The following is an 11,956-nucleotide window of genomic DNA, read 5'->3' as shown; positions in this document are numbered from 1 at the left end:
TTTCATGTCCATCTTTGACAGCCGGCCTATCGTCGTTGACCAGCATCCAGTCACAAAACACCAATACATCGTGCCGACACCGAGCATCGACGCGATGATGCAGAAGATCAAACGGCTGATCAAAATGCACACGCCGGGAGCGCTGATTTTCGCCCATCCTCGATTTGGCAAGACGTACGGTATTCGTTATGTGATTAACGCATTGCAGGATGACTATCCGGGAGTCGTTTGCCTCAGTTGCGGTACAGAGGCGAAGAAGGCGCCGGTGGAGGATGCTTTCTTCACCACGCTCCTAGAGGCTACCGGCCATCTCGGCGCCTTGACCGGCTCGGTGACGCGCAAGCGCCGGCGCTTGATTGAACGGATAGCCGAGCTTGTCGATACCTCTGGATACAACTGGTTTGCCATCTTTGTCGACGAAGCGCAGCGGTTGGAGGTGATCGAGTACGAATGGCTTCGCGACGTCCACGACATCCTGGAACGCAAGGGAATCCGGATGATCACGCTCCTCGTTGGCCAACCCCAATTACTCAATCAAAAAACCGCGTTCAGGAAAAGTAACCATACCCAGATCATCTTGCGCTTTATGATTGCCGAAATGCGATTTGACGGGGTCGCTGACGCCGATAGCGTGGCGACCTGTCTGCAAGGATACGATGAAGCAGTCTTTCCACCAGAGTCGGTCTGGACGTACACACGCTTCTTTTATCCTCAGGCCTACGATGGCGGCCTGCGCCTCGTTAATGAAGCGCAGTCGGTCTGGGACGCATTCGGCCGTGCGCAGGAGCGCGCCCACCTCAACATGGCAGTGGAAATTCCGATGCAGTACCTGGCGCATACGGTCGAGATCGCATTGGAAACCAACATGAAGCGTGACAGCACGGACTTCAAGTTCACTGCGGAGATGTGGGATTTCGCCGTCAAAGAGTCGTTTTACATCGAGGCTTTAGAAGAACTGTATCGCGGGATGCCATCGAATTAAGTGAGGCTGCAATGACCGCACCAGGGCAGATACTACTTGACACTTACGGGAGGCAACCCGAGCAGTGGTGCTGGCGTCCCGCCTGGCACGTACATGGGGAGTCGGCCTGGAGCCTGTTTGCAAAATTCGCGCTCCTGAACCAGCTTACTGCACGCGAGCTGGTTCAATTGGTGATCAATACCACCTGCCGCAAACGCACCGCGATCTGCACCAAGCCAGACGTCGATCTGCGGGATGGCACCGTGTTCGATCTCGGGCTTCTGACAGAACTGTTTCGCGTACCGGCATCGCACATCCGCCATGCCTTCTTGTTTGAGACATTACCGGGCAGCGTGCTGCGGTCTTACGATCATCTGCGTTGGTGTGATCAATGCATGGGCCGAGGCTTTCATTCGCCGCTGTTCCAGATGAAGATGACGCGCCACTGCCCGATCCATGGCCGTGCGCTGCAGGATCGCTGCGCTCGGTGCGACCGGCAAATTCCATATCGGCTAAACAAGGAGTTTATGCTCCAGCCATTTACCTGTCCGCACTGCGCACACGACTTCGCACCAACAATGTCGCAGGCGCGACCGGAGATATTGCGTCTGCGCGAGGGCGAAACAACACGCTTGGCCCTTTTGCTGAAATTTCATAAAACGACCAATGCAGACCTCATCTCGGTCAGCGATGCGCAAGGGTTGTTCAGGAATGCGAAGGAAGCCGGCATCGCCCATATCAGCATTCACGAGTGCGACGTCCATGCGAAATATGCCAGCTTTATCACCCAAGTGCTAGAGGACGTCGCCCCTGGACTAAGGGCAAGACAGAAGGGCCTACGTTTCGAGCCGATCATGCGACAGGTTTGCGGAAACTGGCGTGCGTTGTCCTTCGAAGACGATGATGAATACTGCGATTGCGCCGACACCGACAGCGGAGAAGGCTCTCTGACCGAATCACAAAAAAGCCTAGCTTCGTCGATCGATACTTACAAGGCCATTCGGCGCCACCTGTGGCGCAATACCTTCAAAAAGCATCAGCGATGTATCCGCTCAGCGGCGAACCGCTTGTGGTGGCACGTCCACGGCGAGCAAACCAACGGATTTTGTCCGCATGCCCTGGCATTTATTCGCTGGCGGATGCTGTGGGAAGGCTGTGGAACACCTTGTTATCTTTTCGCGCATAAGGCGAGGGACTACCACGGCATCATCGGATGGCACCTCGCCAGGCCGTCACCGGCGCCGAAACATTGGTCGGTTGGAACCAAAGCATGGATCAGCGGCCATATATTCGGATCAACCTGCCTTTTGGCGCTTGGTGATATTCAGAGCTGGGCAAACAGTATGGTGCAGATTGGCGCGGTGGACTGGAATTTACAAAGAAGTCCTGTCAGCTACACGTGCTTATGGGCAGTGGCAGGACAAGACTGCCGGGACCGGCCGGCGATGGTGTACCTACGACGTGCAGTCGACAAGGCCACCAATTGTGAGGAGCCGAGCGATTTTGGCGCGCACTGGCGTCATCACCAGGCCAGCATATCCTTACTCCGCAGGTAGTGCAGGGCACTGACGGGTTGCCGGCTAGCTTACTGAGGCTGGAAAGTAACGCACGCCAGCGAACGGGCCATCAGCAAGAAACGAAAGCCTCATGAACTGAGGCATGCTACTCGGAAGCGAGAAAGCCTGGCCTGTTGTGGTTACTCGCGCGGATCAGGTCGAGTGCTTCCTGCTCGGTATAGATCATGGTTGTGGCCAGGTCACTGTGGCCAAGCCACGCGGCAACGGTGCGCACGTCCTGTCCCGTCAGGAGGGCGGCCTTGGCAAAGGTATGGCGAAGCCAGTGTGTCGAGGCGCGGCGCAAATGCGCAGCGCGTTCAGGCTCACCCATCTCATCGAGTATTTGGGCCGCCTTTTCGAGCCGGCCTTTGACAATATGGTAAAGGCCGTGACGGGTGGTGACAGGCAGCCATGCCTGGAAAAAACGCCGGGACTCAACGTCTTTGATGACGCGCCCGCTGGCATGGGCTTTGGTACGATCAGTCTTGACCGACAGGATCAGCGAAATTTCCTCGACGGGGGAAGGTTCAGTGTCCATGCCGAATGCCTCCCGATACACGCCCAGGGCGTCCATCACCACTTTCGGAACGGGCAACTTGCGTTCTTTGCGTCCCTTGGAGGTTTCCTCACCGATCCGCATGACCCAATACGTCACTTTATCTTGCGGGTCGGACAGCTTATAGAACGCTGACATGCTGGCCTTGATTAACTCGCTGGCGCGAAGGCCGAGCTCGCGCAGTGCGATGAGAATAAAGCGGTCACGCGCCGCCAGTTGCCTGGCGGTGAATGTCCGCTTTTCCTCCGCATCCATCGCCTCAAACACCATATCGTAAAGGTCGATCGACACGGCCCGCTCCGGGTTAATCTTGCGCATGGTGCCGGCGCCGTGCAAGGCCATCGGGTTGATGTGGATGTAGCCCATGTCTCGCCAGGCGCGAAACAGCGCGTGCACAAACCGCTTGATGTCGGCCTGGCTACTTGCGGCCGGCTGCTTGCGAAACGGCGAATATCCCAGATCGAATTTGCTGGCGAAACCCCCAGTTATTGGATCGCGGGCGCAAATTGCTTCTTCGGGAAGATCCGCCAGGTATTTGCAAAACACGTCAACGTCCTGCATTGACCAGCGGGAGGGGGTAACGAAATGAACGTTTTCACAGAACCAGCGCAACTTGTCGAGGTGATACCCATATGTCGCGACCGTTTCAGCCGAGTTTTTACGTCCCCGCGTTGCAATGGCGTCGAGCCAAACCTGGGCCGCTTGCCAGTCGTCGGCTACCGGCCCTAGCCCGTGGGCATGCGTGGCCGTCACCAAACGGTCGTTGTGAACACCCACCGGAACCAAATCTGTCACGTGCGCTTTCCTTCTCAAAAATCCAACCATCGAATGTCTTCTGCCGAGAATGTTCCGGCATCATAACTTTAGCGCTTACCAGCTCATGCGCAAGTGCTTTAACAGCCGACGACGTCATCAGCCCAAATCCGGGGGGCTAGCGTATCATCTTGCCTCCCCCGAATGAACCGTGACGGCATTCACGACTATGGAGTTGAAACGTAAATGACTATGGATTCGATCGCGCTCGCGCGCACTTTTGGCTTGTTCTTTGCCACGGCTATTGCTGAACTGCTGGGTTGCTATCTCCCGTTGTTATGGCTCACCGGCCGAGGCCCGGCGTGGCTCACGCTGCCCGCAGTGCTCAGTTTGATGGTGTTCGTCTGGCTCTTAACACTGCACCCTGACGCGAGTGGGCGCGTGTACGCCACTTATGGCGCCATCTACATCGCGACAGCGATAGGATGGTTGTACTTTGTTGACGGTGTCGCTCCGACATGGAACGACTATTTAGGCGTCACTCTGGCGCTCGCCGGTGCCGGCATTATCGCCTTGGGTCACCGGCCGGCTTGATCCTCCGTCCTGCCGTCGATCGCCAGTTCTCCAGATGGGGAAAATTGCGTGGTTTCTTTGCCTCGGTTTTTCAACGCGCCCAAATAAAACGCCAGCGAGATCACCGACATCCCCAGCAGGATGACTAGCAGCATTGCGGGTCTGGGATAGGCGCGCAGAATGGCGGCGGCAACGAGCGGCCCCGCCGCCTTGGCAAGTAATGAAGGGCCGGCCATGGCGCCTGAAATCGCTCCATAGTTCTTCCTGCCAAACATCGCCTGCGGAATGGTGCCACGAACGATCGTCAGGATACCGTTACTCAGGCCGTACAGGATACAGAATGCTGCCACCGACCACGCATCGGCACCAAATAACAGCAGCACCAACACGGCGGCGGGCAGGGCGGCGAAGGTAAATTTTCCGACTGTCTGCGGTGCCGCATTGCGCGCAAAAGTGCGCTCACCGATGCGCCCTGCGACCTGCATTGGACCAATCAGGGTCGACATCAGCACCGCCAGCGCTGCCGTATGGCCTAAGTCCCTCAGTAGCGGAATCAGGTGCACGGACAACGCCGAAAAAATGAACATGTTGGCGGAAAACGCCATCGCCAGTTTCCAGAAAGCGGGATGGCGCAATGCCTCTTCCAAGGTGTGGCTGTGCTCCGGCGCCTCAGAAAGGGCATGGGCAACCGGCCTATCGCGACCCAGCATCAAGTGCATCGGCAAGCAAAGCAGCAGCTGCGCGGCCCCGAACCATAGGTACATTTCACGCCAGCCAATAACGGCGCTCAGCTTTAGCGTCAACGGCCAGAACACCGTGCTGGCAAATCCGGCAAACAACGTCAACGTTGAAATCGCCTGGCGGCTGTTCTGATGGAACTTGCGGTTGATTGTGGCAAAGGCGGCTTCATACAGCGTCAGGGACATGGCCACGCCGAGTACCGTCCAGGCTCCGAAATACGATAACGCGCCGTTTGCTCTACTCAGCCAGATCAAGCCGGCACCGCAGACCAGTGACCCCGCCGCCATGACCCAGCACCCGCCACATCGGTCCAGCAGAATACCGGTCGGCGTCGCGACGAGCCCCGCCACCAGCAGGCTCCAAGAGAAAGCGCCATACACCAGTTCGGGGCGCATTCCCAACGCTTGACCGATGCTGGGCGCCACGATGCTGAACGCATAATATAGCGATCCCCAAGAGACGATCTGGGTGAAAGCCAGTATGCCGATGGTGCGCCAAGGATGATGCATGGGTCTTCCTCGTATCAATGGACAACCGCGCCTACGTGCAGCATGATTTCGCTTTCGGCGCCGGCACCGGATCACTGCAGCCGCAGCCTGCCTGTCCCTGCGCTTTGGCATCGGCGTCCTGCAGGCAACAGGCGACGCTCGTGGCCGGCGCCGGACCGCCACAGCAACTGGCGGTTGCCGGCTCTGCTCCGTATGCCTGGCGAGTACTGCAAACACCTGTTTCGGGGAGTTCGAGCTGCACGTCGTCGGCCTGCACCAGGTCGCCGGCAAGCGCGGCCACCACGGAGCGTACTTGTTCGTAGCCCGTTGCCATCAGGAAGTTGGGCGCGCGACCGTAGCTCTTGGCGCCGACCGCATAATACCCCGGCTCCGGGTGTGCGAGCTCCCGGTGACCGTGAGGGCGAACCGTGCCGCAACTGTGCTCGTTGGGATCGATCAGCGGCGCCAAGGCGTCGGTGCTTTCGAGCCAGGGATCGTGCCGTACCCGTAGCTCACGAGTTAGCGCCAGGTCCGGCCGCGCACCGGTCGACGCCACGATCGCGTCGATGGCTTCAATCACCGGACGCACGCCGCCGGTTTCCTCGCCGGTCACACGCAACGCGTCGCCCTCAGCTTCCAATGCATGGATGCGGAACCGAGTGTGGATCTCCAGCGCCCCGGACGCCTGCAGCGCTTTTAGACGTGAGCCCAAAGTGCCGCGCGCTGGCAAACCGTCGGCGTCACCTCCACCGAATGTCTTGTCCAACGTTGCACCCCTCACCGCCCACACGATGGACGTGCCCGGCGCTTCGTCCGCCAGTTGCGCGAGGGCCAGCAGCGTCCCCGCAGCCGAGTGGCCGCTGCCGACAACGAGCACCCGCCGGCCCGCGTAACGCTGGCGGTCAACGCCCAGTACGTCCGGCATGCCATACGCGATGCGCGACGCGCTGTCGACCTCTCCGACGGCATTGATACCGTTCGCGCCCAATGGGTTGGGATGGGACCAGGTTCCCGTCGCATCGATCACGGCACTGGCGAAATATTCCCGCTCGCCCTCGGTGGTCTGCGCACGCACCAGAAAAGGCGCTTGTTCCCGGCCCCGCGTGGTGACTTTGTCGAATCCCAGGCGCGATACTTGGGTTATACGGTGCCCCAGCTTCAGATGCGAAGCGATCGCAGGCAGCTCCGCCAGGGGCCGCAAGTAGCGGTCAATGATTTCGCCGGCGGTCGGCAATTCATCGGCCGCAGGTTGCGACCAGCCGGCTGAGGCTAGCAACTGCCGCGCCGCTCTATCTATGTTGTAGCGCCACGGGGAGAACAGGCGTACCTGGCGATAGCTGGCCAGGTTGCCTGCGACACCATCGCTCGCCTCGAAGATCAATGGCGTGAAGCCGCGCTCGATCAGGTGCGCGGCGGCCGCGAGGCCGACCGGCCCTGCGCCCAGCACTGCCACTGGAAGGGAAATGTCAGATACGTTCATCGCGACTCCAATCACTTCAAAGACAGCCACATCAACGTGGCGGAAGCGGGACAGGCCCCCTGAAATTCGTGTGATGCCTGCAGTGCCGCCGGCACCGTCTCGCGCGCAACGACGGCGAAACCACGCTGCGCGAAGAACGGCGCCGCCGTTGTCGTCAGCAGGAACAGCTGGTCGACACCGCGCGCTTTCGCCATGCCGCTCACCTCGTCAAACAATATCGCACCGAATCCTGAGCCACGCCGATTTGCCGACACAACGACCGAACGCAGCAACGCCGCCTCCCCGTAGGGCTCCAGTGCACCGGCACAAACAATTACGCCTTCGAGTTCTCCCACGATGAAGCTGGCCAGATGAGCATGCGAACCCTCCAGTGGGAGGCTAGCGTCCGTCAACAAGGCTTCAATCGTCCCCCAGTCGTCAGCAGCGGCTGGGCGGAATGCAGGGAATTGGGGTTCTGCGCTTCTCATCATTGCTCCTATTTGTTATTCGTCGAATGACGAAATAAAAGAGAAAAAATTACAGGCCACCGATCAACAGCTTCAGTTGCGCCAAGCGCTCAGGATTGACGCAATAACACACCCGCTGCTCATCCGACGAGCCGAGGATAAGTCCCGCTTGCTTCAGGATCGTCACGTGCTGCGAAATCGTCGACGCTGCGAGCGGCAGCACCTCCGCCAGACTGCCGAAATAGCACGCGCCATACGCCGAGAGGTATTTCAGCAGTTGGACGCGCGCCGGATGGCCCAGTGCTTTGCACATCAGTGCAAGCTCGCCGGCATCAATTTCAAGAACGGCGGCGCCGGCCGCCTGGGTATCACAACAAGTTTTCATAGGTTCATTCGTTAATCGACGAATAAAGAATAAGCCGTTGTCATCAAGCTGTCAAGATACTTCGATATTCTTTGAAATGTCGTAGCTTATGCGCTATCATATTTCAATACTTACTGAATCGTGGAAGCATCAAATGGAAACCAAGGAAGTTTTGGCCGCACTGGCGGCGATCGCACAGGAAAGCCGGCTGGCCATTTTCCGGCTGCTGGTGCAGCTCGGCCCAGACGGCATGGCCGCCACCAAGATCGCCGAGCAGCTCGATATCGCGCCTTCCTCGCTGTCGTTTCACTTGAAGGAGCTCGTGCACGCCAAGTTGATCACCTCGCGCAGCGAAGGCCGTTTCGTGATTTATGCCGCCGACACTATGGTGATGAATGGGCTTATTGGCTACCTGACCGAAAACTGCTGCGGCGGTATTCCTTGCGGGCCAGCTGGCTGCGACACGCCATCCACATCCACCTGAACTGGAGAATTCCTATGCAAGATAAAGTCTACAACGTACTGTTCCTGTGCACCGGCAACTCGGCGCGCAGCATCATGGCAGAAGCCCTGGTGACGACGATGGGGAAGGGCCGCTTCAAAGGGTTCTCCGCCGGTAGCCACCCTGGCGGAACGGTCAATCCGTTTGCCATCGAGCAGGTGGCCAACACCGGGTACCCTGTCACCGACTTGCGCAGCAAGAGCTGGGACGAGTTCGGCACCCCCGACGCCCCGCACATGGATTTTATTTTCACCGTTTGCGACAACGCAGCAGGTGAGACATGCCCGTACTGGCCCGGTCACCCGATGTCAGCACACTGGGGTTTTGAAGATCCCGCCGCAGTGGTGGGTACCGACGAAGAAAAGCGTGCTGCATTCCACCGCATCTTCCGTCAGATCATGACCCGCATGAACATTTTCGTCAGCCTGCCGCTGCACATGCTGGAAAAGAACGCCATCCAGCGTGAAATCCAGGCGATCGGCGAAACCTCCGTTTAATTTTTTTACCTCACGCTCACCATGAATATCCTGTTTCTCTGCACCGGCAACTCCTGCCGCTCCGTTCTCTCCGAAGCGACCTTCAACCACCTGGCGCCCGCCGGCCTGAAAGCGATCAGCGCTGGCAGTCAACCTGCCGGCAAGCTGCACTCACGCGCCGTGGCGCTGCTACACAGCAAAGGGATTTCCACCGAAGGCTACTACAGCAAGTCTTGGGACAACCTGCCGGTGACGCCGGACATCGTGGTCACCGTCTGCAGCAGCGCGGCCGGCGAGACCTGCCCGGCCTACCTGGGCCCGGTGCTGCGTACCCACTGGGGCGTCGACGATCCCGGCCACGTGGTGGGCACGGAGGAAGAGATCAATACGGCGTTTGAGCAGACCTACCGGATTATTCGCGCTCGCGTTGAAGCGTTCCTGGCGCTGCCGCTGGCCGAACTGACTAACGACAAAGCCAAGCTGAAGATCGAGCTCGACAAAATCGGCACCATTCTGGCCTGAGTTCGCTGGAAGGTACTCAACCGGCGCGACCAGCCGGTTTTCTCTCTTTACCGTTGACATCTCCAACAAGGACTAGCCGTGCTTATCGCATTCCTGATCTTCCTCGCCACCTTGATCCTCGTTATCTGGCAGCCACGCGGCCTGGGCATCGGCTGGAGCGCTTCCGCCGGCGCCGTCGTCGCGCTGCTGGCGGGTGTGATCCATACCGCTGATATCCCCGTGGTCTGGCACATCGTCTGGAACGCGACCGGCACCTTTGTCGCGGTGATCATCATCAGCCTGCTGCTGGACAAGGCTGGCTTCTTCGAATGGGCTGCGCTGCACGTCGCCCGTTGGGGGCGCGGCAGCGGCAAACGCCTGTTTGTGCTGTTGGTCCTGCTGGGCGCAGCGGTGGCGGCCTTGTTCGCCAATGACGGTGCGGCGCTGATCCTGACGCCGATCGTCATCGCCATGCTGCGTGCGCTGCGCTTTTCGGCCAAAGCGACACTCGCCTTCGTGATGGCCGCCGGCTTCATTGCCGATACGGCCAGCCTGCCGCTGGTGGTATCGAACCTGGTTAACATCGTATCGGCCGACTATTTCAACATCGGCTTTGCGCGCTACGCCGCGGTCATGATACCGGTGGATCTGATTTCCGTGGCGGCCACGCTGGCGGCCCTCATGTGGTTCTTCCGCAAGGATATTCCAGCCAATTACGACCTGGCGCAATTGAAAGCGCCGGCAGAAGCGATCCATGACCGCGCCACCTTCATCACCGGCTGGTGGGTATTGGGCCTGCTGCTGGTCGGCTTCTTCTGGCTGGAGCATTTGGGCGTGCCGATCAGCGCCGTCGCGGCGGTGGGTGCTCTATTGCTGCTGGTGGTGGCCGCGCGCGGCCACAAAATCTCCACACGCGAGGTGCTCGGTAACGCGCCTTGGCAGGTCGTGATCTTCTCGCTGGGCATGTATCTGGTCGTCTATGGGTTGCGCAATGCCGGCCTGACCGACTACCTGACCGGTGTACTCAACGAATGCGCGGCCTATGGCGTTTGGGGCGCCGCGCTCGGTACCGGCTTTATCACCGCAATACTGTCCTCGATCATGAACAACATGCCCACAGTTTTGATCGGCGCGCTGTCGATCGACGCCACGACGTCGCAAGGCGTGGTGCGCGAGGCGATGATTTACGCCAACGTCATCGGCAGCGATCTGGGTCCAAAAATTACGCCGATTGGCAGTCTGGCGACGCTGCTGTGGCTGCATGTCCTTGCGAGCAAGGATATTCAGATCTCATGGGGCTACTATTTCCGAGTCGGCGTGGCATTGACCTTGCCGGTTCTGTTGATCACGCTAGCGGCGCTGGCAGTACGCCTGGCTTAATGGAACTTTTATTATGACCATCACGATCTATCACAATCCCGAATGCGGCACCTCCCGCAATACCCTGGCCTTGATCCGCAACGCCGACATCGAGCCTGTCATCATCGAATATCTCAAGCATCCGCCAGACCAGGCAACGCTGATCGATCTGATCGCCAAATCAGGACTGACGGTTCACGAAGCAATCCGTCAAAAAGGCACACCGTATTTTGAGCTCGGACTGGATTCGCCGTCCAAAACCAAAATGGACTTGCTTGCGGCGATGGTGGCCCATCCCATTCTGATCAACCGCCCATTCGTCGTGACGCCACTGGGCGTGCGACTGTGCCGGCCATCGGAACTCGTGCTCGATATCCTGCCGCAGCCGCAGCGTGGCGCTTTCACGAAGGAAGACGGCGAGCGCGTGATCGACGAAAATGGGGAGCGTATCAAGCATGGATAAGATTGCCAATCTGCCCAACATCAATCCCGATCAGTTTGATATCCCAAACATGGACAAGCTCGCTCAGGTCGGCGAAATGAACCACCCGCCACGTATTCTGATGCTCTACGGTTCACTACGCGAGCGCTCGTTCAGTCGCTTTCTGACGGAGGAGGCGGCGCGTATCCTTGAGCACTTCGGCGCCGAAGTGAAGATCTTCGATCCGACGGAGCTGCCGATGGCCGGCAGCGTACCCGAGGACCATCCGAAGGTAGTTGAACTGCGCGAGCTTTGTTTGTGGTCTGAAGGGCAGGTATGGTGCAGCCCGGAGCGGCATGGCGCCATCACGGCCGTCATGAAAAACCAGATCGACTGGATACCGCTGGAAATGGGCGCGATCCGCCCCAGCCAGGGCCGCACGCTGGCGGTCATGCAGGTCTGCGGCGGCTCCCAGTCCTTCAACGTGGTCAACACGCTACGTCTGCTGGGGCGCTGGATGCGCATGTTCACCATTCCAAACCAGTCCTCGGTGCCGATGGCATACAAGGAGTTCGACGAAGCAGGGCGCATGCGCCCATCGGGCTATTATGAACGCGTTGTCGACGTCATGGAGGAACTGTTCAAAATGACGCTCCTGCTGCGCGGCCGCAGCGACTACCTGACGAGCCGCTATAGCGAGCGCAATGAGCGGCACATGAAGGCGATCGATAGCGTGATCAAGAAAATCTAGTGCGCTGCGCGCGGTGTCGCGCAGCGCT

At 59.1% G+C, this 11,956-nt stretch carries 14 protein-coding genes; 9 read left to right on the top strand and 5 right to left on the bottom strand.

Features of this window, described 5'->3' with window-relative positions; translation table 11 throughout:
* Positions 1-4 precede the first annotated feature (4 nt).
* Entirely contained in the window at positions 5-982 is a 978-nt protein-coding gene (locus KT882_RS16820; RefSeq protein WP_228892602.1) for an AAA family ATPase, read from the top strand.
* A gap of 170 nt (positions 983-1,152) precedes the next feature.
* Entirely contained in the window at positions 1,153-2,517 is a 1,365-nt protein-coding gene (locus KT882_RS16815) for a hypothetical protein (RefSeq protein ID WP_228892600.1), read from the top strand.
* Between the two features lie 106 nt (positions 2,518-2,623).
* Here KT882_RS16815 and KT882_RS16810 read toward each other — a convergent pair whose 3' ends face one another.
* On the bottom strand, positions 2,624-3,898 hold the full coding sequence (locus KT882_RS16810) for a tyrosine-type recombinase/integrase (protein ID WP_228892599.1): 1,275 nt from the start codon (positions 3,896-3,898) through the stop codon (positions 2,624-2,626).
* A gap of 174 nt (positions 3,899-4,072) precedes the next feature.
* Here KT882_RS16810 and KT882_RS16805 point away from each other — a divergent pair, with 174 nt between their 5' ends.
* Positions 4,073-4,420 carry a YnfA family protein gene (locus KT882_RS16805; RefSeq protein ID WP_407682016.1) on the top strand — a complete coding sequence of 116 codons (348 nt, stop codon included), beginning with the start codon at positions 4,073-4,075 and terminating at the stop codon, positions 4,418-4,420.
* Here KT882_RS16805 and KT882_RS16800 read toward each other — a convergent pair.
* Genes KT882_RS16800 through KT882_RS16785 form a run of 4 tightly spaced genes read right to left on the bottom strand, consistent with a single transcriptional unit; the run spans position 4,405 to position 7,939 of the window.
* A complete protein-coding gene (locus KT882_RS16800; protein ID WP_228892598.1) occupies positions 4,405-5,649 on the bottom strand; it encodes an MFS transporter in 1,245 nt (414 codons plus the stop codon). The genes KT882_RS16805 and KT882_RS16800 overlap by 16 nt on opposite strands.
* A 31-nt stretch (positions 5,650-5,680) precedes the next feature.
* Positions 5,681-7,108: an FAD-dependent oxidoreductase gene (locus KT882_RS16795; RefSeq protein WP_228892597.1), complete on the bottom strand. Its 1,428-nt coding sequence runs from the start codon at positions 7,106-7,108 to the stop codon at positions 5,681-5,683.
* A gap of 11 nt (positions 7,109-7,119) precedes the next feature.
* Positions 7,120-7,578, bottom strand: a complete 459-nt coding sequence (arsN2, locus tag KT882_RS16790) for an arsenic resistance N-acetyltransferase ArsN2 (protein WP_228892596.1) — start codon at positions 7,576-7,578, stop codon at positions 7,120-7,122.
* A gap of 46 nt (positions 7,579-7,624) precedes the next feature.
* Positions 7,625-7,939, bottom strand: coding sequence for an ArsR/SmtB family transcription factor (locus KT882_RS16785; RefSeq protein WP_228892595.1), 315 nt, complete (start codon positions 7,937-7,939; stop codon positions 7,625-7,627).
* 133 nt (positions 7,940-8,072) lie between these two features.
* On the opposite strand from KT882_RS16785, the gene KT882_RS16780 reads away from it, so the two are divergent.
* From KT882_RS16780 to arsH, 6 genes are all read left to right on the top strand, one after another.
* Positions 8,073-8,402, top strand: a complete 330-nt coding sequence (locus tag KT882_RS16780; RefSeq protein ID WP_228892593.1) for an ArsR/SmtB family transcription factor — start codon at positions 8,073-8,075, stop codon at positions 8,400-8,402.
* 14 nt (positions 8,403-8,416) lie between these two features.
* Complete coding sequence (locus tag KT882_RS16775; RefSeq protein ID WP_228892591.1) at positions 8,417-8,917, top strand: arsenate reductase ArsC; 501 nt, start codon at positions 8,417-8,419, stop codon at positions 8,915-8,917.
* 21 nt (positions 8,918-8,938) lie between these two features.
* Complete coding sequence (locus tag KT882_RS16770; RefSeq protein ID WP_228892589.1) at positions 8,939-9,418, top strand: arsenate reductase ArsC; 480 nt, start codon at positions 8,939-8,941, stop codon at positions 9,416-9,418.
* Between the two features lie 78 nt (positions 9,419-9,496).
* Positions 9,497-10,777, top strand: a complete 1,281-nt coding sequence (locus KT882_RS16765; RefSeq protein WP_228892587.1) for an arsenic transporter — start codon at positions 9,497-9,499, stop codon at positions 10,775-10,777.
* A gap of 13 nt (positions 10,778-10,790) precedes the next feature.
* Entirely contained in the window at positions 10,791-11,219 is a 429-nt protein-coding gene (gene arsC, locus KT882_RS16760; RefSeq protein ID WP_228892586.1) for an arsenate reductase (glutaredoxin), read from the top strand.
* Positions 11,212-11,928 carry an arsenical resistance protein ArsH gene (arsH, locus tag KT882_RS16755; protein ID WP_267478616.1) on the top strand — a complete coding sequence of 239 codons (717 nt, stop codon included), beginning with the start codon at positions 11,212-11,214 and terminating at the stop codon, positions 11,926-11,928. Before arsC ends, arsH begins: the two co-directional genes overlap by 8 nt.
* Positions 11,929-11,956: the final 28 nt, after the last annotated feature.

Source organism: Pseudoduganella aquatica (assembly GCF_020865585.1).
Lineage (GTDB): Bacteria > Pseudomonadota > Gammaproteobacteria > Burkholderiales > Burkholderiaceae_D > Rugamonas > Rugamonas aquatica_A.
The sequence above is the reverse complement of the archived record's forward strand: the minus strand, read 5'-3'. Positions and strand labels throughout refer to the sequence as shown.

Coding starts and splice junctions, on each gene's coding strand:
- KT882_RS16805 (WP_407682016.1), top strand. CDS start 4,073: ATGACTATGGATTCGATCGCGCTCGCGCGCACTTTTGGCTTGTTCTTT.
- KT882_RS16795 (WP_228892597.1), bottom strand. CDS start 7,108: ATGAACGTATCTGACATTTCCCTTCCAGTGGCAGTGCTGGGCGCAGGG.
- arsN2 (WP_228892596.1), bottom strand. CDS start 7,578: ATGATGAGAAGCGCAGAACCCCAATTCCCTGCATTCCGCCCAGCCGCT.
- KT882_RS16810 (WP_228892599.1), bottom strand. CDS start 3,898: ATGGTTGGATTTTTGAGAAGGAAAGCGCACGTGACAGATTTGGTTCCG.
- KT882_RS16775 (WP_228892591.1), top strand. CDS start 8,417: ATGCAAGATAAAGTCTACAACGTACTGTTCCTGTGCACCGGCAACTCG.
- KT882_RS16770 (WP_228892589.1), top strand. CDS start 8,939: ATGAATATCCTGTTTCTCTGCACCGGCAACTCCTGCCGCTCCGTTCTC.
- KT882_RS16785 (WP_228892595.1), bottom strand. CDS start 7,939: ATGAAAACTTGTTGTGATACCCAGGCGGCCGGCGCCGCCGTTCTTGAA.
- arsC (WP_228892586.1), top strand. CDS start 10,791: ATGACCATCACGATCTATCACAATCCCGAATGCGGCACCTCCCGCAAT.
- KT882_RS16820 (WP_228892602.1), top strand. CDS start 5: ATGTCCATCTTTGACAGCCGGCCTATCGTCGTTGACCAGCATCCAGTC.
- KT882_RS16780 (WP_228892593.1), top strand. CDS start 8,073: ATGGAAACCAAGGAAGTTTTGGCCGCACTGGCGGCGATCGCACAGGAA.
- KT882_RS16800 (WP_228892598.1), bottom strand. CDS start 5,649: ATGCATCATCCTTGGCGCACCATCGGCATACTGGCTTTCACCCAGATC.
- arsH (WP_267478616.1), top strand. CDS start 11,212: ATGGATAAGATTGCCAATCTGCCCAACATCAATCCCGATCAGTTTGAT.